Below are 19,651 nucleotides of genomic sequence, written 5' to 3' on the forward strand. Positions count from 1 at the left end.
GCCCCGTCATCCCTTCTTCGCCGGCCGGCCGACGCGCACGGACAGACCCGGCCGCCCGGCCAGCCCGAGCTGCCGGATGGCGGCAGCGAGCACCGTGTCCAAGTCTTCGTGTACGTCGTCGAGTTCACGGAAGTGGGACACCGCCCGCACACGTACCCTGGAGCGCCCCACCGCCACCCGTACGGACTGCACGCCGGACACCTCCATGGCGCGGTCGCGCAGCATCATCGCGGCGGCCCTGCGGTCGAGTCCGGCCCGGGTGTCGGCCGACGTACGCCGCATCGGCAGGATCGCGCGCAGCCCGGGCGTGACGGCCAAGAGCAGCAGCCACAGGCCGAGGGCGGCGGCGACACCCGCGCCGACCAGCACCCACACGTTGTCCAGGGGCCGCGTCGCGAGGCCGTCCGCCAGCTCGCGGCGCCACCGCATCGCGGGGTGGCCGGCCCGTACCGCCCCGATGTCGTACAGCAGCAGCCCGGCGGCGCCGAGCACCACCAGGGCGACGAGCGCGGCCGGCACCCGGCGGGCGGACCAGAAGCGACCGGCCCTCCAGCCGTCCTCCTCTTCGAGGGTCGGCACCGGGTCGTACCCCGTGGTGGACGAGGAGTTACCGAGCACGGGCGGTCCGGGGGAATGCGGTGAATCCGGTGGCCCGGCCGAACCGGGTGGTCCCGCCGAACCAGGTGGACCGGCCGAACCGGGCGGGGCCGGCGAACCGGGTGTCCCGGACGGCTCCTGCACGCGCTCGATGATGGGAAGCCGCTGCGTGCGCCCGCTGTCGCCGATGTCACCCAGGTCGCCGATATCGGGTTCGCTCATCGGATCCTCCCGCGCTTCGCGTGGAGTGCGTCAGCCGAGTGCAGCCGCTCGACGTGAACCGCCACCTCGGACACCTCCATTCCCGCCAACGTGCTCACCCCGTGGGCGACCTCACGGCGTACAGCGCCGCACTGACCGCCGATGTCGCTGGGGTAGCCGAGTTCGAGGACGACCCGTACCCGCGCCTTGTCGTGATGCACGGTCACCGTCGCGTGCGGCGCCTTGCCGCCCTCCGGCACCTTCCCGAGCGCCTCGCGCGCCGACTGCGCGGCGATCTTCGCGACGACCCGGTCGGCGATCCGGGTCGCGCCGCGCTCGGCGGCCTGGACCTGACCGGCGGCCATCGCGGGGGTCACCTCGGCCGGCCGCCGCGCTCACCCACGCGGAAGAAATCGCCGGGTTCGAGGTCGCCGTCGGCGAACTTACCCACTACGAAGCCGATCGCGCCCAACGCCGCCACCAGCAGAAATGCTCCGAAGCCGCCGAAGTATCCGGCGAACCCGAGCGCCATACCGGCCACCAGGCCGACCACCGCCATGCTCATCGTGCTGCTCCCTCTACTGGAGACGTGGCTCCTGCTCTTCCTCTTCCTCGTCGGGCAGCTTCACGTCGCTGACCGCGATATTGACTTCGACGACCTCAAGGCCCGTCATGCGTTCCACGGCCGATACGACGTTCTCCCGGACCGCGCGGGCGACATCGGCGATCGATACGCCGTATTCGACGACGATCTCCAGGTCCAGAGCCGTCTGCACCTCGCCGACCTCGACCTTGACGCCCCGGCTGACGGACTTCGCCCCGCCGGGCACCCGGTCGCGGACGGCCCCGAAGGTGCGGGAGAGGCCGCTGCCCATGGCATGCACACCAACTACGTCGCGGGCCGCGAGACCGGCGATCTTCTCGACCACACCGTCGGCGATCGTCGTACGACCGCGGGACGACGGATCACCGCCGCCGCGCTTCGTGACGGAGGTCTTTTTCCCCTCCGCGCCCGGCGACCCCTTGTCGGGGTTGTCAGGCCGGTTTCGCTGCGTGGTGTCAGTCATGGCCGTTCGTCCCTTTCCGGGCGGTACTGGACTCCACTGCCCACATTAGGTCCGGTTGCCCGATCTCGCGCCGGGAATGCGGCAGGCTGGAGCTATGGCACCTGATGGATTGACCCGGGCAGTACGGCGACGACTCGGCCTGGGCAGACTGCTGCCCCTGGGCGAGGCGTCGGACGGCGCGTGGCTTGCGGAGAAGGCGGCTGATTCGGTTCTGCGGCAAGCGGCGGCGGAGGTCGCAGGCCTCGGCGTCGGCGTGAGTCTGGGGCGGCTGCGCATCGGGCTCAGCGACCCGGACGCGGCTGTCGCACCCGCCGTTCCGCCGCCGCCGGGCGCGTTGCCGCCCGGGCCGCTGCGTATCGAGGCGGACTTCACGGCGACGGCGGTGGGCGAGCCGCTGCCCCACCGGGCGGAGCGGCTGCGCATCGCGCTGCGGGAGGCTGCCTCGGCGCGGCTGGGGCTCGCGGTGACGGCCGTGGACCTGCGAGTGACGGACCTGGTGGAAGCCGCCCAGGAACTCGTGGCGACCACTCCGCCGGACGAGGGAAACGGCGGTGGAGACGACGAGGCGTACGAGCCCGACGACTCCCCAGACTCCTCAGACTCCTCACCGCAGCCGGTGGAAAGGCCGGACGGGCCGGAGGAGAGCGGCAGAGTGGACCGGGCGGCGGCGGCCGCGGCGGCCGTCCCCGGCGTGGCCCGCCTGACCCGCACCCTCGGCGCCCCGGTCCAGTACACGGACGGCCACCTGCGGGTCGAGCTGGCGACGGCGGCCGGCCACCGCGCGCTGGCGGTGGCCGTCGCGGTGCGCAGGGCGGTCGCGGCGTCCCAGGACGACCGGCCCACGGTGGCCGTCCTGGTGACCCACGTGGAGTGAGCCGGCCGGCGCATCAGACGACGCTGCGGCCGGCGCATCGGCCGGCGCGTCAGTCGCCGAGGCCCGCGAGGTCGCGGAGCCTGCGGGCCTGGGCGGCGCGCTCCGCGACGCGCTGGTCCTCGTACGTACGCGAGGACGCACCCTGGAGCAGCGCCTTGGTCTCGATCACCGCGTCGCGCGGCGCGGCCAGCAGTGCGCCCGCCAAGTCGCGTACCGCGCCGTCGAGTTCGTCACCGGGCACGACGAGGTTGGCCAGGCCGGTACGCTCCGCCTCCGCCGCGTGGACAAAGCGTCCGGTGGCGCAGATCTCCAGCGCACGCGCGTAACCGACAAGGCTGGTGAGCGGGTGCGTACCGGTGAGGTCGGGGACGAGCCCGAGGCTGGTCTCGCGCATGGCGAACTGCACGTCCTCGGCGACGACCCGCAGGTCGCAGGCGAGGGCGAGCTGGAAACCGGCGCCGATGGCATGGCCCTGTACGGCGGCGATGGTGACGAGGTCGCTGCGCCGCCACCAGGTGAATGCCTCCTGGTACTCGGCGATGACCGCGTCGAGGTCTTCGTCGGAGCCACGTGCGAGATCAAGGAAGGAGGGCTCACCGTCGAAGCCCTCGGGGCTGAACGCCTGCCGGTCCAGGCCGGCGGAGAAGGACTTGCCCTCGCCGCGCAGCACCACGACCCGCACGCTGCCAGGAAGAGACCGTCCGGCTTCTGTCAACGCCCGCCACAGAGCGGGAGACTGGGCGTTGCGCTTTGCCGCATTGGTCAGGGTCACCGTGGCAACGGCGTCCTCGACGGTGAGTCGTACGCCGTCCTTGTCGAGCACAGAGTCGAGCGAAGCCATGTGGCGCCTCCGGTTCGGGTGGCAGTCGTGCGGTCAGTAAGTGACTGCACAGTAACCACCCGGACGATCCTGCGATCGACCGGGTGGCCACCGCCCAAAAACCGATGGGCCGGGCCCGCCCGAGGCGGTCAGGCCGTAGTGGCCTTCTTGCCTCGTGTCGCCCCGCCGCGTCCCCGCAGCGTGACGCCGGACTCGCTGAGCATCCGGTGTACGAATCCGTAGGAGCGGCCGGTCTCTTCGGCCAACGCCCGGATGCTCGCACCGGAGTCGTACTTCTTCTTCAGGTCTGCCGCGAGCTTGTCGCGCGCGGCGCCGGTTACCCGGCTGCCCTTCTTCAGAGTCTCGGCCACCCGTGCCTCCTCAAGGAAGTGCGCTCTGGACTCTCATGATCACCCCTCCCGGCCTTCCTGGCCACCCATTCGGCAAGGTCCGTACAACAACGTTTGCCGGAGAGGAACCGCCCGCCGCAATCGGAACGCACAGTTCCGCAGGTTCACCGCCGTACGTTCGGACGAGATCCGCAGGGAAAGGGCAGGTCAGCGCGGGCAGAGCGGCAGGGGAACGCAGAGGGCCCGCCCCATAAGGGACGGGCCGCAATCCGGTGCATGACGCGCCGGGGTACGAGAGCCACTCACTCAGATGAAGGATCACCCGTAAGCCGAATGATCCAGCGCCAGTGGATCAGGCCAGGGCGACGAGGTCCTTGTAGTCCGGACCCCACAGGTCCTCCACGCCGTCCGGCAGCAGAATGATCCGCTCCGGCTCCAGCGCGTCGACCGCTCCCTCGTCGTGGGTGACGAGGATGACCGCGCCCTTGTACGTGCGCAGGGCGCCGAGGATCTCCTCGCGGCTGGCCGGGTCGAGGTTGTTCGTCGGCTCGTCGAGGAGCAGGACGTTGGCGGACGAGACGACCAGGGTCGCCAGCGCGAGGCGGGTCTTCTCACCGCCGGAGAGGACTCCGGCCGGCTTGTCGACGTCGTCGCCGGTGAAGAGGAACGAGCCGAGCGTCTTGCGGACCGCGACGAGGTCGAGGTCGGGCGCCGCCGAGCGCATGTTCTCCAGTACCGAACGCTCCGGGTCGAGCGTCTCGTGCTCCTGGGCGTAGTACCCGAGCTTGAGGCCGTGCCCCGGGATGACTTCACCCGTGTCAGGCTTCTCGGCGCCGCCGAGGAGGCGCAGCAGGGTCGTCTTGCCGGCGCCGTTGAGGCCGAGGATGACGACGCGCGAGCCCTTGTCGATGGCCAGGTTGACGTCGGTGAAGATCTCCAGCGAGCCGTACGACTTGGACAGGCCCTCCGCCATCAGCGGGGTCTTGCCGCAGGGCGCGGGGTCCGGGAAGCGCAGCTTGGCGACCTTGTCGGAGACGCGTACCGCTTCGAGGCCGGAGAGCAGCCGCTCGGCGCGCTTGGCCATGTTCTGCGCGGCGACGGTCTTCGTCGCCTTGGCGCGCATCTTGTCGGCCTGGGAGTTGAGGGCGGAGGCCTTCTTCTCGGCGTTCTGACGCTCGCGCTTGCGGCGCTTCTCGTCGGCCTCGCGCTGCTGCTGGTAGAGCTTCCAGCCCATGTTGTAGACGTCGATCTGGGAGCGGTTGGCGTCCAGATAGAAGACCTTGTTGACGACCGTCTCGACCAGGTCGACATCGTGGGAGATCACGATGAAGCCGCCGCGGTACGTCTTGAGGTAGTCCCGGAGCCAGACGATCGAGTCGGCGTCGAGGTGGTTGGTCGGCTCGTCGAGGAGCAGGGTGTCGGCGTCCGAGAAGAGGATGCGGGCCAGCTCGACGCGGCGGCGCTGACCGCCGGACAGCGTGTGCAGGGGCTGGCCGAGGACGCGGTCGGGCAGACCGAGTGCGGCGGCGATGGTGGCGGCCTCGGCCTCGGCGGCGTAACCGCCCTTGGTGAGGAACTCCGTCTCCAGGCGCTCGTACTTCTTCATCGCCTTTTCGCGGGTGGCGCCCTGTCCGTTCGACATGCGCTCCTCGTTCTCCCGCATCTTGCGCAGGACCGCGTCGAGGTCGCGGGCGGAGAGGATGCGGTCGCGGGCGAGGACGTCGAGGTCGCCGGTGCGCGGGTCCTGCGGGAGGTAACCGACCTCGCCGGAGCGGGTGATCGTGCCGTCGGCGGGGGTGCCTTCACCGGCGAGGCACTTGGTGAGGGTCGTCTTGCCCGCTCCGTTGCGGCCGACGAGGCCGATGCGGTCGCCCTTGGCGATACGGAAGGAGGCGGACTCGATGAGGAGGCGGGCGCCGGCGCGCAGCTCGATGCCGGAGGCGGTGATCAAGGTAAAACTCCAGGGCGGTATGGACGGCGGAAGGGACGGGCGGAGACTTCTTCGACGCCGTCTAATGCACAAGGAGAGTTGCCATAGACCCAGTCTAACGGTCGCCCGCAACTACTTTTCTGGCGCGGGCTTTGTCGCCCCGCAGGGCGTTGCCGAGCGGTGTGCGATCGGGCACGATCCGGCCGAGATCGTCGAGGGCGATCAGTTCGGCGGTCCAGGGGGCGGCGGCGCCGCAGGGCTGCGCGACCAGCAGCGCGCCGCCGGTGCGGGCCGTGCGGCGCGCGTCGAAGACGCAGCCGGGCTCGGCGGGCAGCACCCAGCGCAGGTCGCCGTCCACGGTGCGGTACGCCGCGATGCGCTGCGGGGTGACCACGGCGAGCATGCCGACGGCGGGGTCGAGGGCTTGCAGCACACCGGCGGCGCGGGCCTGGGCGTCGGCCGACAGCCAGTGCGAGAGGCCGGGTACGGCGCGGTGCCAGCGGACCGTACGGCCGGTGGTGCGGGCGGTGTCGGTGACCAGGCCGTCGCTCCACAGGGTGAAGGCGTGGCCGGGGGCGGGCCGCAGGGCGAGGGGGCGGCGCCCGGCGCGGGTGTGCGTCCAGTGCCGCCGGCCGCTCGTCGCGTCGTACGCCTCGACCGCCCCGCCCTTGATACGCAGGGCGGGGTCGGGGCGGGCCGCGGGGGTGTGGGCGGTGAGCCGGTCGCCGTACGGGGCTGGCCTGGCCTGGTGGGCGGCGGTGACCAGGGGCAGGGCGAGGGCCGCGGCGGCGAGGGTGAGCCCGATGCGCAGGGCGTGGCGGCGGCGGTCGCGGGGCGCGCGCGGGGGGAGGAAGCCGCTTGTGGCGCGCCGCGTTCGGGGGGCGGCGGAATCGCGGGCGCCACCGGCCGGAGCCGCCGCTGACGTGCTGACAGTCACGATTCCCCCTTGCGGCGCCGCCCATGGACCAGGCACAGAACGTAGCCGCGGGTGCCGGGGGGCCGGGTGGCGGGCCCGGCCGACACGGCGGGCGGGGGCGGGCGCGTCCCCCGTTCGGCCCCGTTCCGGCCGCCTGGGGCGAGGGGCGAAAGTGGATCAACCGGCTGGCACTCGGCGCAGTGCGGATGAGCAGAGGGACTGAGCAGAGAGCGGCGTTGTCAGTGGCCGGTGCAAGACTGAGAGCCACGTCACACTCGACGAGAGGATGAGGTGATCGGCATGGCCGGTGCACCGAGCATTTACCCGACGGTTCTGTACAAGGACGCCAAGGCCGCCATCCGGTTGCTGAAGGAGGCCTTCGGTTTCCGCGAGGTCGCGCTGTACGAGAGCGAGAGCGGTTACGTGGAGCACGCGGAGCTGGCGTACGGCAATGGCGCGGTGATGGTGGGGTCGCACGGCCGGGAGGGCGTCTTCGCCAAGGCGATGGCGGACGCGGGGCCGGTGGGTGTGTACGTGGTGGTCGACGACGTGGACGCGCATCACGCGCGGGCGGTGGAACACGGGGTGGAGACCCTGATGCCGCCGACCGACCAGCCCTACGGATCGCGGGACTACATGGCGCGGGACCCCGAGGGCAACCTCTGGAGCTTCGGCACGTACACCCCGGCGATCGGGGGCTGACGCGGCGAGTACGGGCAAGACCCCGTAGCCCCGACGCCCTCCTGCCGTGTCCTCGAACGCCGAAGGGCTGAATTCCGGCCCTGGGCGACCTCAGCCCGTCCGATGTCCGGGGACGGAACCGGGGACGGAAAGAGTCGTCCGCCCCCCGGCCTCGGCGCTACACGCCGCCCGTGTGGACCTGGAACGCCGCTCTGCGTACCGCCTTCGCCAGGGCGGGGTCCGGGTGGGCCGCGGCCAGGGCCACCAGGACCTGGACGGTGCGGGGGTGGCCGATCGCCTGCACTTCCTCCAGCAGCGCCGGCACGGTCGACTGCACGGCGGCATCCAGATGGCGTACGAGCAGCTGCGTCTCGCCGTGGTCCGCGACGGCCGCGGCCGTGTCCACCCACAGCCAGGTGGACTCCTCGCGGGTGAGGATCTCGTGGGCGTCCTCGGGGTCGGCGCCCTCGTACTCCGCCAGCCACAGCAGGGCGTAGGGGCGCAGCGAGCTGTCGTCGGCCGCGGCCCGTACGCCGGACTCCGCCGGGGCGCCGACCACCCGCAGCGCCTCGAAGGCGAGTCCGCGCAGCAGCGCGTCCTCGCCCCGGGCGGCTTCGAGGAGCTCGGTGACGGCACTGGAGACGGTACGGGCGGCGAGCCAGGCCCGGTACTCGGCACGGGCCGGGCCCGGCGTCAGGCGGGCGCAGCCGCGCAGCATGTCCTCGGCGGACTGCTCGATGTTCCCGGCGGGGCTCTGCGCCGCGACGCAGATCTGCTCCAGCTTGACCCACACCGCCCAGTTGCCGAGCGCGGTCAGGGTGGCGAGTCCGGGCCCGAGGGTCAGGGCGCCGACGGCGGCCTGGCCCTCCAGGGCCCAGTCGAGGAGGAGGGGGAGGGAGGCGGCAGGGGTGGCGGGCGTGGTGGCCGGATCCGGGAGCGGCTGCGGACCGTACGGGACCTCGCAGCGCTCTTCGCGCAGCTCGGCGACGCGCTGTTCGAGCAGGTCGAGCAGGGCCGGCACCTGCACGGGACCGGCTGAGAGCTGGAGGAGGGAGAGCACTTGGGGGACGGCTTCCACGACCTCGGCGACGGCGGTGGCGGCGATGCCGTCGGGCGCGGGGTGGACGATCGACCACGCGTCGAAGAGGGCGACCCAGCCGCGCAGTACGGCCGCGTCGTCACGGTCCCAGGCGCGCAGTCGCCAGCCGGGCCGGGTGCGGTCCCCGTGCAGTTCGATCAGGCCGGCGAGCCTGGCCCTGTCCCAGCCCGCGCGGACCTGGGACGGAGTCAAGTCCAGGTCCCCCGAGGCCTGTTGGACGGCCGCGGCGGAGAGCGCGCCGTCCCGGCCGGGCTCGACGTGGGACTTGCCGCCGCGCGGCGACGGGGAGGCCCAGCGTGCGACGCGGACGGCGTCGGCGAGTACGGCCCTGGCCTGCCGGGCCAGTTCCGCGGGGGGCGGGGTGCCCTCGGGGGGCCTCGGGGCCGGGCGGGTACGCCGGTTCGTCACGGCCTGGCGTCCGCCCTGAGAAGTCAGGGGGAGGGCAGCGGCGAGGGGTCGCGGGCGGACAAGTCGGAGCCTGGAGTCGCGCGGGGTACGGGACGTCACGGAGAGCAGTCTCGCCGGTGACGCCCCGAAAGCCCAAACGGAATCGAACTTGCCGTTCGTGGACGCCACCTGGCCGGAACTTTTCCCCGCCGGACGGGCCGGATATTCCGGACGCGGCCGGGGCTCCGGGCTACATCAGGGGGGTCAGGAAGCGCCGCAGAACCTCTTCGTACATGGCCGGGGACGCGTTCCACATGGCCGCGTGCGGGGCGTGCGGAACGGGGTGGAGGACGACCAGACCGGGGAGCATCCCGGCCAGCTCCCGCGAAGGGTGCCACGGGGCCACGGTGTCGTCCGGGCCGTGGAGGACCAGCGTGGGTACGCGCAGCCCGCCCTCACCGGCCGCTTCGCGCAGGCGGTCGCCGTGCACTCCAGTGCGGCCCTGCACGGCCCTGACGGCGAGCGGGAGGAGCGCGCCCGGCGTGCGGCGGGCGACGGCCAGGGCCCGCACCGTGGCCTCCCAGTCGAGGACCGGGGAGTCGAGTACGAGGCCGCTGACGCGGTCGCGGAGCGGGGAGTGCACCGCGGCGTGCACGGCCATGGCCCCGCCGGTGGACCAGCCGTGCAGGATGACGCGCTCGGCGCCGCTTCGGACGGCGTAGCGGATGGCGGCGTCCACGTCGCGCCATTCCGAGTCGCCGAGGTGGCCGAGGCCGTCCGGCGGCCTGGGGCCACCGGCGTCGCCCCGGTAGGCGAGGCCAAGGACCGGAAGGTGCTGGGCCCGCAGGAAGGGCATGAGGTTCATGGGGTGTTCCCGCGTGGTGCCGAGGCCGTGCACGGTGATGACCCAGGTGCTGCGTGCCCCTGGCAGGAACCAGGCGGGCAGTGAGCCGAGTTCACCGGGCACGTCCACGTCGACGTGGTCGATGCCGAGTGCGGTGCGCGGATCGCCGACGTACAGCTGCGGGGTGAGCCGCACCCTGGCGCCGGCGGTGAGTGCGCCGTGGCTGACGCGTTCCAGGCGGCGTACGACGGTGTCGGCGGTGTGCGGCGCGTTGTCGACGACGGGCCCGACGACCGCGTGGACGCCGGGGCCCTCGATGCCGTACGTGCCGGGGCGCAGGGAGGCCAGGCAGCGCGTCAGGGTGACCCGGCCCGGCGCGGTGGCGTGCACGGTGAGCCAGGGGTCGCCGGGCAGCGGCCTGCCGGCCGACGCCTTGAGCGCGGCGTCGCCGGCGTAACGGCCGATCGCGACCGCTGCCGCACCGACGCCGATGAGTGTGGTGACGGCCGCCGCCGTCGCTGTAGCCGGGCGCACCGCTCCAGTGTCCGCATCCGCGGGGCGCGGGGCCAGTGGGCGGGGGCCGGACGGCTCCTTCGACGGAGCTTCGTGGCGGGGCGTCAGCTTTCAGCCGCGCTGCCCGTACCCCTTCAGCTTTTCCTGTACTTCATGCAGCTGGTCCTCGGAAAGCAGGGACGGCTCACGGCCCGGCACCGAGCTCGCGGTGAGCCAGAGCCTGCACATCCATTCCAGCTGCGCGGCGCGGTCGTAGGCCTGGTCGAGAGTGTCTCCGTAGGTCACGGTGCCGTGGTTGCGCAGCAGGCAGCCCGAGCGGTCGCGGAGGGCCAGGAGCATGTTCTCGGCCAACTCCCGCGATCCGTACGTCGCGTACGCGGCCGTGCGGACGGGGCCGCCGAGAGCCGCGGCCATGTAGTGCACGAGGGGCAGCTCGGGCACGAGGGTGGAGACGGCGGTGGCGTGCACGGCGTGGGTGTGGACGACGGCCGCCGCGCCGGTGCTGCGGTAGACCGCGAGGTGCATCGGGAGCTCGCTGGTGGGGCTGAGCCTGCCCAGTCGCTGCTGCCCGTCGAGGTCGACGGCGACGGCGTCCTCCGGTCGCAGCCGGTCGTACGGAACTCCGCTCGGGGTGACGAGGACGAGTTCGCCGACGCGTACGGAGACATTGCCCGAGGTGCCGACCACCAGCCCTTCGCGCACTGTCCTGCGGGCCGTGGCCACCAAGTCGTCCCAGGCCCGTTCGATCGCGTCCTGCCGCCGCTGCTCGGTCATGGGGCCAGATCCTGCCAGCGGGAGCCGGGGCACTGTAGTGCGGACCGGTGATCACGGGTCGATGGCCACTCCTTGTGGTTCGCCCGCTACAGGGCGTCGCCAGGACCCGCGCCGGCTGGCCGTACGGGACGATCCGGCCGTTCGGCAGCGGCAGCGGATGGCTGCCGGGTGACCAGAATCTCTTCAACAGGTCCACGGGCCGGCTCAAGAGGTCCGTGAGGGGCCGGCGGGCCCCGGAATGCCGGGTTCTGCGTCGTTCCGGCCATAAACGGAACGACGGCGACTTGCTTCGAGTCACCACTCCGCCCGGCCCAGTTCACCTTCCGTTCACTCAGGTTGCCTACGTTCCACAAGCCACTGACGTCAAACGATTGCCTGGGTAAATGGAACACATCACCTTGCTGCTCGCGATTGTGATCGTGACAGCTCTAGTGTTCGATTTCACGAACGGTTTCCACGACACCGCCAACGCGATGGCCACCACCATCTCGACCGGCGCTCTGAAGCCCAAGACGGCGGTGGCCATGTCCGCCGTGCTCAACCTCGTCGGCGCGTTCCTGTCCGTGGAGGTCGCCAAGACGATCTCCAGCGGCATCGTGACCGAGGAGGGCATAACGCCCGAAGTGATCTTCGCGGCGCTGGTCGGCGCCATCCTCTGGAACCTGATGACCTGGCTGATCGGCCTGCCGTCCAGTTCCTCCCACGCCCTCATGGGCGGTCTGATCGGTGCCACCATCGCCTCGGTCGGCGTCAGTGGTGTCAACGGCGGCACCGTGGTCACCAAGGTCCTGATCCCCGCGATCGCCGCCCCGCTCGTCGCCGGCCTCGCCGCGTACCTCGCCTCCCGGCTGACGTACCGCATCGGCCGGAACGCCGACCCGAAGGCCACCGCGAAGGGCTACCGCGCCGGCCAGATAACCTCGGCGGGCCTGGTCTCCCTGGCCCACGGCACGAACGACGCTCAGAAGACCATGGGCATCATCACGCTGGCGCTCGTCGCCGGCGGTATCCTCGCTCCCGGCTCCAATCCCCCGATGTGGGTCATCGTGTCCGCCGGTCTCGCGATCGCGCTGGGCACCTACCTCGGCGGCTGGCGCATCATCCGGACCATGGGCAAGGGCCTCACCGACCTCCAGCCGCAGCAGGGCTTCGCCGCCCAGACCAGCGCGGCCAGCGTCATCCTCGCCTCCTCCAACCTCGGCTTCTCCCTGTCGACCACCCACTCGTGCTCCGGCGCCGTGATGGGCGCGGGCCTGGGCCGCAAGGGCGGCGTGGTCCGCTGGTCCACCGCCACCCGGATGTTCGTCGCCTGGGGTCTGACGCTGCCGGCCGCCGGTCTGGTCGCCGCAGGCTCGGAGTTCGTGACCAAGCAGGGCGACTGGGGCGTCGCGGCCGTCGCGGCCTTCCTCATCGGCTCCTGCATCGCGATCTGGTTCATCTCCCGCCGCCAGGTCGTCGACCACACCAACGTCAACGACGTGGACGCGGAAGCCGGGCGCGCGGGTGTCGTGACCACCGCCATGGCGGCCGTCAGCGTGCCGCCCACGGCCGCCGCCATCGCCGCCGAGGACCTCAAGACCACCATCCCGGCCCCGGCCGGCAGCTCCGCCGAGCCGGCCAGCCCGGCCGCGGTGTAAGGACAGGGACACAGCAGCATGAAGATCGACTGGGCAGCTCTCGGCTCCGTATTCGGCGTGAGCCTCGTGGTCACCATCGCACTGGTGGGCCTGTTCACCCTGGGCATCGTGGGTCTCTCCAAGCAGGAGAGCGCCTCCGCGCAGGGCGGCGGCTCCGCCGTCATGGCCCGCACCGGCGCGTACGCCTGCTTCGCGCTGTGCGCGGCGGCCGTGGCGTACGGGATCTACCTGATCGTCGTCTGACGCGCCGGCCCGACTCCACCCAAACCGTCACAGAGACCGCCCCGCCTCCGGCCTTCCACAGCCGGCGGCGGGGCGGTCTCTGTGTGCCTCAGCACACTCTCCCGTCGCAGGTCAACGGCAAGTTGACGGCGTTCGCGGAGCGTGGTGGACTGCCGGAGCCGAATACGGCGGCACGAGAGGAAGCCCGGTGCGAATCCGGCGCGGTCCCGCCACTGTGACCGGGGAAGACGAAGAGGTCCCCGGAAGCCAGGAACTCTCACCGCCGGTCACGTCGAACCAGGGCGCGGACCCTGAGTGAGGACATACCGCCATGCCTGGCTGCCGTTCAGTCATTCCTGTGAGTACGAGTACGACAGTGCTTCGAGGCGCATCGGCCTGCTGAGCCATGCGTGCCGATCGCATCTTCGCGTACGGCGCCACCGCCGGCCTGATCGGCGACCTCGTTCTCGGTGATCCTCGCCGTGGACACCCGGTCGCCGCGTTCGGGCGGGCCGCGGGCGCCGTCGAGTCCCTACTGTGGCGTGACCACCGCGGGTGGGGCGCGGCGCACACCCTGGTGTGCGCCGGAGGCGCCGCCGGCGCCGCCGCGCTCGCTTCCCGTGCCGTACGCCGCTCCCCTGCCGCCGCGCTCGCCCTGACCGCCGCCGCCACCTGGGCCGTCGTCGGAGGTACGTCGCTGGGCCGCGAGGCCCGCGCCGTCGGCAGCGCCCTGGAGGCCGGGGACATCGAGGTGGCCCGCGAACGCCTCCCCCACCTGTGCGGGCGCGACCCGCAGTCGCTGGACGCCCAGCAGATCGCCCGCGCCGTCGTCGAGTCCGTTGCCGAGAACACCTCGGACGCGGTGGTCGGCGCGCTGGTGTGGGGCGCCGTGGGCGGGGTGCCGGGGCTCGTGGCCTTCCGCGCCATCAACACACTCGACGCGATGGTCGGGCACAAATCAGCCAAATACCGCCGGTACGGCTGGGCTTCGGCCCGCCTCGACGACGTGGCCGGCTGGCCGGGCGCGCGGCTGACGGCCGCCCTCGCGGCGGTCGCGGCCGTCTCCGGTGGCGACCCGCGCGGTGCGGTGCGGGCCTGGCGCGCGGACGCCGCCAAGCATCCGAGTCCCAACGCGGGCCCCGTGGAGGCCTCCTTCGCGGGCGCGCTCGGCGTACGGCTCGGCGGAACGCTCTCGTACGCGGGCCGCGTCGAGCACCGGCCCGTGCTCAACGCCGCCGGCCGGCCCGTCGGCGTACCGGACATCGAGCGGGCGGCGCGCCTGTCGCGGCGCGTCGGCGCGCTGGCTCTGGTGACGGCGGTGGCGGGACGGCTGGCTTTCGGCGCGCTGCGACGCGCCGCGTGTACTGGAGGCAGCGGCATACCTACGTGGAAGGGGCGCGCGTGAGCGGTTCATTGGGGGGCGGTCTCCTCATCGCGGGGACCACGTCCGACGCGGGCAAGAGCGTCGTGACGGCCGGGATCTGCCGGTGGCTCGTACGCAAGGGTGTGAAGGTCGCGCCGTTCAAGGCGCAGAACATGTCGCTGAACTCGTTCGTGACGCGCGAGGGCGCGGAGATCGGGCGGGCGCAGGCCATGCAGGCGCAGGCCGCGCGCGTGGAGCCGACGGCGCTCATGAACCCCGTACTGCTCAAGCCGGGCAGTGACCGCAGCAGCCAGGTGGTGCTGATGGGGAAGCCGGTGGGCGAGATGAGTGCGCGCGGCTACCACGGAGGCAGGCAGGAAGCGCTGCTCGGGACCGTGACGGACTGTCTTCGGGAGTTGCGGGGCACGTATGACGCCGTGATCTGCGAGGGGGCGGGAAGTCCGGCCGAGATCAATCTGCGGCGTACCGACATCGTGAACATGGGCATCGCGCGAGCGGCCCGCTTCCCGGTGGTCGTCGTCGGCGACATCGACCGGGGCGGGGTCTTCGCCTCCTTCTTCGGTACGACGGCGCTGCTGAGCCGGGAGGACCAGGAGCTGGTGGCCGGCTATCTGGTCAACAAGTTCCGCGGTGATGTGTCGCTCCTCGAACCCGGGCTCGACATGCTGGAAGGGCTGACGGGGCGGCGTACGTACGGCGTGCTGCCCTTCGCGCACGGCCTTGGCATCGACGAGGAGGACGGGCTGCGGGTGTCGCTTCGGGGCGCCGTACGGGAGTCGGTTGTCGCGCCGCCGGTCGGGGACGACGTGCTGCGGGTCGCCGTGTGCGCCGTGCCGCTGATGTCGAACTTCACGGATGTCGACGCGCTCGCCGCCGAACCGGGCGTCGTCGTGCGGTTCGTGGACCGGGCCGAGGAGCTCGTCGACGCTGATCTGGTGATCGTGCCGGGGACGCGCGGGACCGTGAAGGCCCTGGAGTGGCTGCGCGAGCGCGGGCTGGCCGACGCGCTGGCGCGGCGGGCGGCGGAAGGCCGTCCCGTGCTGGGCATCTGCGGCGGCTTCCAACTGCTGGGAGAGCGCATCGAGGACGACGTCGAGTCGAAGGCCGGGAGCGTGGACGGGCTCGGACTGCTGCCGGTACGCGTGCGGTTCGCCGTCGAGAAGACGCTGACGCGGCCGGTCGGCAGTGCGCTGGGCGAGCCCGTCGAAGGGTACGAGATCCATCACGGGGTGGCCGAAGTGCTGGGGGGCGACGCGTTCATCTCTGATGACAATGGACACAGCCTGGACGGCTGCCGGGTGGGGTCGGTCTGGGGCACCCACTGGCACGGTTCGCTGGAGAGCGACGCGTTCCGGCGCGCGTTCCTGCGCGAGGTGGCCGCCGCCGCGGGCCGCCGCTTCGTACCGGCACCGGACACCTCGTTCGAGGCGCTGCGCGAGGAGCAGCTCGACCGCCTCGGCGACCTCATCGAAGAACACGCGGATACGGACGCGCTGCTGCGGCTCATCGAGTCGGGCGCGCCCTCAGGACTTCCCTTCATCGCACCTGGAGCGCCCGCATGAGCACTGAGCCAGTCAGCACCGAGAACACCGTGCTGTTGTTGTCCACCGCCGATACGGACCTGCTGGCCGCCCGCGCCTCCGGCGCCCCGTACCGCATCGGCAACCCCACCCGTATCGACGCGGCGACCGAGCTGCCCGCGCTGATCGAGGGTGCCTCCGTCGCCGTCGTCCGGCTGCTCGGCGGCAAGCGCGCCTGGGAGGACGGGCTCGCCGTCCTCAAGGCGTCCGGGATTCCGACCGTCCTGCTGGGCGGTGAGACCGTGCCCGACGCCGAGCTGATGGCGGAGTCGTCCGTACCGGCCGGAGTCGTCGCGGAGGCGCTGCGCTACCTCGTCGAGGGCGGGCCCGGCAACCTCGTCGAGCTGGCCCGGTTCCTGTCCGACACCGTGCTGCTCACGGGTGTCGGCTTCGCCGAGCCGCAGAAGATGCCCGAGTGGGGCGTGCACGGCACGCGGGCGTACGCCGAGGACCGCCCGACGGTCGGTGTGCTCTTCTACCGCGCGCACGAGCTGTCCGGGAACACGTCCTTCGTCGACGTCCTGTGCGACCGGATCGAGGCGCAGGGCGCCAACGCCCTTCCGGTGTACTGCGGTTCGCTGCGCAGCGCCGACCCCGAGCTGTACGAGGAGCTCGGCAAGGCCGACGCGCTGATCGCCACGGTGCTGGCGGCGGGCGGCACGCGCGCCAGTGACGCCTCGGCCGGCGGTGACGACGAGGCGTGGGACATCGGCGCGCTCGCCGACCTCGACGTGCCCGTGCTGCAAGGGCTTTGCCTGACGTCGTCGCGCGCCACCTGGGAGGCGTCCGACGCGGCGCTTTCGCCCATGGACGCGGCTATGCAGGTCGCCATTCCCGAGTTCGACGGGCGGCTCATCACCGTCCCGTTCTCCTTCAAGGAGCAGGGCGAGGGTGACGTACCGGTGTACGTCGCGGACCCCGAGCGTGCCGCGCGGGTCGCCGGTATCGCCGTACGGCACGCCAGGCTGGCCCACAAGCCGAACAAGGAGAAGCGCCTCGCGCTCGTCTTCACGGCGTACCCCACGAAGCACTCGCGGGTCGGCAACGCGGTGGGCCTCGACACCCCCGCTTCCGCGATCCGCGTGCTGGACGCCCTGCGCGACGCGGGGTACGCGGTCGAGGGCCACCCCGACAACGGCGACGAGCTGATCCACCGGCTCATCAACGCCGGTGGCCACGACGTGGAATGGCTGACCGAGGAACAGCTCGCGGCCGCGCCCGCGCGGGTGCCGCTCGCCGACTACCAGGCGTGGTTCGACAAGCTGGAGCCCGGGCTGCGCGACGGAATGCTGGAGCACTGGGGCGAGGCGCCGGGGCAGTTGTACGTCGACGGCGACGAGATCGTGCTGGCGTCGCTCCAGTTCGGCAATGTCGTCGTGATGATCCAGCCGCCGCGCGGCTTCGGTGAGAACCCGATCGCGATCTACCACGACCCGGACATGCCGCCGTCGCACCACTACATGGCGGCGTACCGCTGGCTGGAGAACAGCTTTGGCGCGGACGCGATCGTGCACATGGGCAAGCACGGGACCATGGAGTGGCTGCCGGGCAAGGGCCTCGGTCTTTCGGCCGGGTGCGGGCCCGACGCCGTACTGGGCGAGCTGCCGCTGATCTACCCGTTCATCGTCAACGACCCCGGCGAGGGTACGCAGGCCAAGCGGCGCGGGCACGCCACGGTCGTGGACCACCTGGTGCCGCCGATGGCGCGTGCGGACACGTACGGGGACCTGGCGAAGCTTGAGCAGCTGCTGGACGAGTACGCGCTGGTGAGCGACCTCGACCCGGCGAAGGCGCCGGCGGTGCGGGCGCAGATCTGGACGCTGGTGACGGCGGCGCAGCTGCACCACGACCTGCATCTGGACGAGCAGCCGGACGACGACGACTTCGACGAGTTCGTCATGCACATCGACGGCTACCTGTGCGAGATCAAGGACGTACAGATCCGCGACGGCCTGCACATTCTGGGCGGCGGGCCGGAGGCCGAGGCCCGGGTGAACCTCGTGCTGGCCGTACTGCGCGCCTCGCAGGTGTGGGGCGGGAAGGCCAACGCGCTGCCGGGGCTGCGGGCCTGCCTGGCCGAGCACTTCGGACTGGTCGAGAAGGAGCTGCTGGGCGAGCCCGGTGCGGCGGTCAAGGTGCCGGACGGGCTGACCGCGCTGGTGGACGGCCCGGCGCGGACCGGCGCCGACGCGATCGACCTGCTGGAGCAGCTCTGCCGCCGGCTCGCGGAGGGCATGGAGGAGCGGCGCTGGGACGCGGCGGAGGCAGCGGGCCTGGTGGGCGAGGTACTGGGCGTCGGACTGCCGGACGCCGAGGCCGTGTTGCGGTTCGCATGTGACGAGGTGGTGCCGAGGCTGGCCCGTACGACGGACGAGATCAGCAACATCCTGCACGCGCTGGACGGGGGCTACGTACCGGCCGGGCCGTCCGGATCACCGACGCGCGGTCTCGTGAACGTGCTGCCGACCGGGCGCAACTTCTACTCCGTGGACCCCAAGGCGATTCCGTCCCGGCTGTCGTGGGAGGTCGGCCAGGCGCTCGCGGACTCGCTGGTGGCGCGGTATCTGACGGATACGGGTGACTATCCGAAGTCCGTGGGCCTGACGGTCTGGGGTACGTCCGCGATGCGCACCCAGGGCGACGACATCGCGGAGATCCTGGCGCTGCTGGGCTGCCGCCCGGTGTGGGACGACGCGTCGCGGCGGGTCACGGGGTTCGAGATCGTGCCGCTGGACGAGCTGGGGCGGCCGCGTATCGACGTGACCGTGCGGATCTCCGGGTTCTTCCGGGACGCGTTCCCGCACGTGGTGGGGCTCATCGACGACGCGGTACGGGCCGTGGCCGAGCTGGACGAGCCGGCCGACCGCAACTTCGTACGGGCGCACGCGGACGCGGACACCGCCGAACACGGCGACCGGCGGCGCGCGACAGCTCGCATCTTCGGCTCGAAGCCCGGGGCTTACGGCGCGGGTCTGCTGCCACTGATCGACGCGCGGAACTGGCGCAGCGACGCGGATCTGGCCGAGGTGTACGCGGTGTGGGGCGGTTACGCGTACGGGCGGGGGCTGGAGGGGAAGGCGGCCCGGGGGGACATGGAGACGGCGTTCCGGCGGATCGCTGTGGCCGCGAAGAACGTCGATACGCGTGAACACGACCTGGTCGACGCTGACGACTACTTCCAGTACCACGGCGGCATGGTCGCCATGGTGCGGCACCTGACGGGTGAGTCGCCCGAGGCGTACGTGGGTGACAGCGCGACGCCCGACCAGGTCAAGACGCGGACGCTGGGCGAGGAGACCCACCGGGTGTTCCGCGCGCGGGTGGTCAACCCGCGGTGGATGGCGGCCATGCGCAGGCACGGCTACAAGGGGGCCTTCGAGATGGCCGCCACGGTGGATTACCTCTTCGGGTACGACGCGACGGCGGGCGTGGTCGACGACTGGATGTACGAAAAGTTGTCGAGCGAGTACGTCTTCGATCCGGAGAACCGGGACTTCATGAAGAAGTCCAACCCTTGGGCGCTGCGCGGGATCACGGAGCGGTTGCTGGAGGCGGCCGAGCGGGGGCTTTGGGCCGAGCCGGACGCGGAGACGCTGGAGCGGCTTCGGGCGACGTATCTGGAGCTTGAGGGCGACCTGGAGGGGGACGCGTGAGGGCGGCGCCTGCGGCGGGCTTCACTCCCCACCCCGCCCCTTCCCGAAACTGGGGGCTCTGCCCCCAGACCCCCGGTCCTCAAACGCCGGACGGGCTGGATGTGCCGGATCGGCTCGATGTG

At 71.9% G+C, this 19,651-nt stretch carries 18 protein-coding genes and 1 riboswitch; of the genes, 7 read left to right on the top strand and 11 right to left on the bottom strand.

Annotated features, from left to right (window positions below):
- Positions 1-6: 6 nt before the first annotated feature.
- The 4 genes from J7E91_RS05300 to J7E91_RS05315 are packed head-to-tail and all read right to left on the bottom strand — an operon-like array spanning position 7 to position 1,865.
- Positions 7-819, bottom strand: coding sequence for a DUF6286 domain-containing protein (locus J7E91_RS05300; RefSeq protein ID WP_214899544.1), 813 nt, complete (start codon positions 817-819; stop codon positions 7-9).
- Positions 816-1,163, bottom strand: a complete 348-nt coding sequence (locus J7E91_RS05305) for an Asp23/Gls24 family envelope stress response protein (protein ID WP_214899546.1) — start codon at positions 1,161-1,163, stop codon at positions 816-818. Before J7E91_RS05305 ends, J7E91_RS05300 begins: the two co-directional genes overlap by 4 nt.
- An 8-nt stretch (positions 1,164-1,171) precedes the next feature.
- Entirely contained in the window at positions 1,172-1,363 is a 192-nt protein-coding gene (locus J7E91_RS05310; protein ID WP_028814280.1) for a hypothetical protein, read from the bottom strand.
- A 13-nt stretch (positions 1,364-1,376) separates the two neighbouring features.
- Positions 1,377-1,865, bottom strand: coding sequence for an Asp23/Gls24 family envelope stress response protein (locus J7E91_RS05315; protein WP_214899548.1), 489 nt, complete (start codon positions 1,863-1,865; stop codon positions 1,377-1,379).
- Between the two features lie 94 nt (positions 1,866-1,959).
- Here J7E91_RS05315 and J7E91_RS05320 point away from each other — a divergent pair, with 94 nt between their 5' ends.
- On the top strand, positions 1,960-2,739 hold the full coding sequence (locus tag J7E91_RS05320; RefSeq protein ID WP_251015222.1) for a hypothetical protein: 780 nt from the start codon (positions 1,960-1,962) through the stop codon (positions 2,737-2,739).
- 49 nt (positions 2,740-2,788) lie between these two features.
- Here the strand turns inward: J7E91_RS05320 and J7E91_RS05325 are convergent, their stop codons facing one another.
- The 4 genes from J7E91_RS05325 to J7E91_RS05340 all read right to left on the bottom strand — a co-directional run bounded on the left by J7E91_RS05325 (position 2,789) and on the right by J7E91_RS05340 (position 6,776).
- A complete protein-coding gene (locus J7E91_RS05325) occupies positions 2,789-3,580 on the bottom strand; it encodes an enoyl-CoA hydratase/isomerase family protein (protein ID WP_214899550.1) in 792 nt (263 codons plus the stop codon).
- A 128-nt stretch (positions 3,581-3,708) separates the two neighbouring features.
- A complete protein-coding gene (locus J7E91_RS05330; RefSeq protein WP_010987827.1) occupies positions 3,709-3,930 on the bottom strand; it encodes a helix-turn-helix domain-containing protein in 222 nt (73 codons plus the stop codon).
- A 331-nt stretch (positions 3,931-4,261) separates the two neighbouring features.
- Complete coding sequence (locus J7E91_RS05335) at positions 4,262-5,860, bottom strand: ABC-F family ATP-binding cassette domain-containing protein (RefSeq protein ID WP_214899552.1); 1,599 nt, start codon at positions 5,858-5,860, stop codon at positions 4,262-4,264.
- A 94-nt stretch (positions 5,861-5,954) separates the two neighbouring features.
- On the bottom strand, positions 5,955-6,776 hold the full coding sequence (locus J7E91_RS05340) for a hypothetical protein (protein ID WP_308376063.1): 822 nt from the start codon (positions 6,774-6,776) through the stop codon (positions 5,955-5,957).
- Positions 6,777-7,055: 279 nt separating this feature from the next.
- On the opposite strand from J7E91_RS05340, the gene J7E91_RS05345 reads away from it, so the two are divergent.
- The gene (locus J7E91_RS05345) at positions 7,056-7,457 is read left to right on the top strand and encodes a VOC family protein (RefSeq protein WP_214899554.1); all 402 of its coding nucleotides are present in this window, start codon (positions 7,056-7,058) and stop codon (positions 7,455-7,457) included.
- Between the two features lie 157 nt (positions 7,458-7,614).
- Here J7E91_RS05345 and J7E91_RS05350 read toward each other — a convergent pair whose 3' ends face one another.
- The 3 genes from J7E91_RS05350 to J7E91_RS05360 form a co-directional block, all read right to left on the bottom strand.
- Positions 7,615-8,943: a hypothetical protein gene (locus J7E91_RS05350; RefSeq protein WP_308376065.1), complete on the bottom strand. Its 1,329-nt coding sequence runs from the start codon at positions 8,941-8,943 to the stop codon at positions 7,615-7,617.
- 229 nt (positions 8,944-9,172) lie between these two features.
- The gene (locus J7E91_RS05355) at positions 9,173-10,300 is read right to left on the bottom strand and encodes an alpha/beta hydrolase (protein ID WP_214899559.1); all 1,128 of its coding nucleotides are present in this window, start codon (positions 10,298-10,300) and stop codon (positions 9,173-9,175) included.
- Between the two features lie 90 nt (positions 10,301-10,390).
- Positions 10,391-11,053 (bottom strand): class II aldolase/adducin family protein, encoded by a 663-nt coding sequence (locus tag J7E91_RS05360; protein ID WP_214899561.1) that lies wholly within the window; start codon positions 11,051-11,053, stop codon positions 10,391-10,393.
- 383 nt (positions 11,054-11,436) lie between these two features.
- On the opposite strand from J7E91_RS05360, the gene J7E91_RS05365 reads away from it, so the two are divergent.
- From J7E91_RS05365 to cobN, 5 genes are all read left to right on the top strand, one after another.
- Positions 11,437-12,690, top strand: a complete 1,254-nt coding sequence (locus tag J7E91_RS05365; RefSeq protein WP_214899565.1) for an inorganic phosphate transporter — start codon at positions 11,437-11,439, stop codon at positions 12,688-12,690.
- 18 nt (positions 12,691-12,708) lie between these two features.
- Positions 12,709-12,933 carry a hypothetical protein gene (locus tag J7E91_RS05370; RefSeq protein WP_214899567.1) on the top strand — a complete coding sequence of 75 codons (225 nt, stop codon included), beginning with the start codon at positions 12,709-12,711 and terminating at the stop codon, positions 12,931-12,933.
- A gap of 175 nt (positions 12,934-13,108) precedes the next feature.
- Positions 13,109-13,189: riboswitch (cobalamin riboswitch) on the top strand.
- A 129-nt stretch (positions 13,190-13,318) separates the two neighbouring features.
- Positions 13,319-14,317, top strand: coding sequence for a cobalamin biosynthesis protein (locus J7E91_RS05375; RefSeq protein ID WP_214899569.1), 999 nt, complete (start codon positions 13,319-13,321; stop codon positions 14,315-14,317).
- Positions 14,318-14,325: 8 nt separating this feature from the next.
- On the top strand, positions 14,326-15,858 hold the full coding sequence (locus J7E91_RS05380) for a cobyric acid synthase (RefSeq protein ID WP_214899691.1): 1,533 nt from the start codon (positions 14,326-14,328) through the stop codon (positions 15,856-15,858).
- Positions 15,855-19,529 (top strand): cobaltochelatase subunit CobN, encoded by a 3,675-nt coding sequence (cobN, locus tag J7E91_RS05385; protein ID WP_214899571.1) that lies wholly within the window; start codon positions 15,855-15,857, stop codon positions 19,527-19,529. Before J7E91_RS05380 ends, cobN begins: the two co-directional genes overlap by 4 nt.
- The last annotated feature ends 122 nt before the right edge of the window (positions 19,530-19,651 follow it).

It is taken from the genome of Streptomyces sp. ISL-99, from assembly GCF_018614005.1.
Classification (GTDB): domain Bacteria; phylum Actinomycetota; class Actinomycetes; order Streptomycetales; family Streptomycetaceae; genus Streptomyces; species Streptomyces flavidovirens.

Bases quoted from the DNA above. Each gene is read 5' to 3' on its own strand.
- J7E91_RS05300 (WP_214899544.1), bottom strand. From the start codon at position 819: ATGAGCGAACCCGATATCGGCGACCTGGGTGACATCGGCGACAGCGGG.
- J7E91_RS05305 (WP_214899546.1), bottom strand. From the start codon at position 1,163: ATGGCCGCCGGTCAGGTCCAGGCCGCCGAGCGCGGCGCGACCCGGATC.
- J7E91_RS05310 (WP_028814280.1), bottom strand. From the start codon at position 1,363: ATGAGCATGGCGGTGGTCGGCCTGGTGGCCGGTATGGCGCTCGGGTTC.
- J7E91_RS05315 (WP_214899548.1), bottom strand. From the start codon at position 1,865: ATGACTGACACCACGCAGCGAAACCGGCCTGACAACCCCGACAAGGGG.
- J7E91_RS05320 (WP_251015222.1), top strand. From the start codon at position 1,960: ATGGCACCTGATGGATTGACCCGGGCAGTACGGCGACGACTCGGCCTG.
- J7E91_RS05325 (WP_214899550.1), bottom strand. From the start codon at position 3,580: ATGGCTTCGCTCGACTCTGTGCTCGACAAGGACGGCGTACGACTCACC.
- J7E91_RS05345 (WP_214899554.1), top strand. From the start codon at position 7,056: ATGGCCGGTGCACCGAGCATTTACCCGACGGTTCTGTACAAGGACGCC.
- J7E91_RS05360 (WP_214899561.1), bottom strand. From the start codon at position 11,053: ATGACCGAGCAGCGGCGGCAGGACGCGATCGAACGGGCCTGGGACGAC.
- J7E91_RS05365 (WP_214899565.1), top strand. From the start codon at position 11,437: ATGGAACACATCACCTTGCTGCTCGCGATTGTGATCGTGACAGCTCTA.
- J7E91_RS05370 (WP_214899567.1), top strand. From the start codon at position 12,709: ATGAAGATCGACTGGGCAGCTCTCGGCTCCGTATTCGGCGTGAGCCTC.
- J7E91_RS05375 (WP_214899569.1), top strand. From the start codon at position 13,319: ATGCGTGCCGATCGCATCTTCGCGTACGGCGCCACCGCCGGCCTGATC.
- cobN (WP_214899571.1), top strand. From the start codon at position 15,855: ATGAGCACTGAGCCAGTCAGCACCGAGAACACCGTGCTGTTGTTGTCC.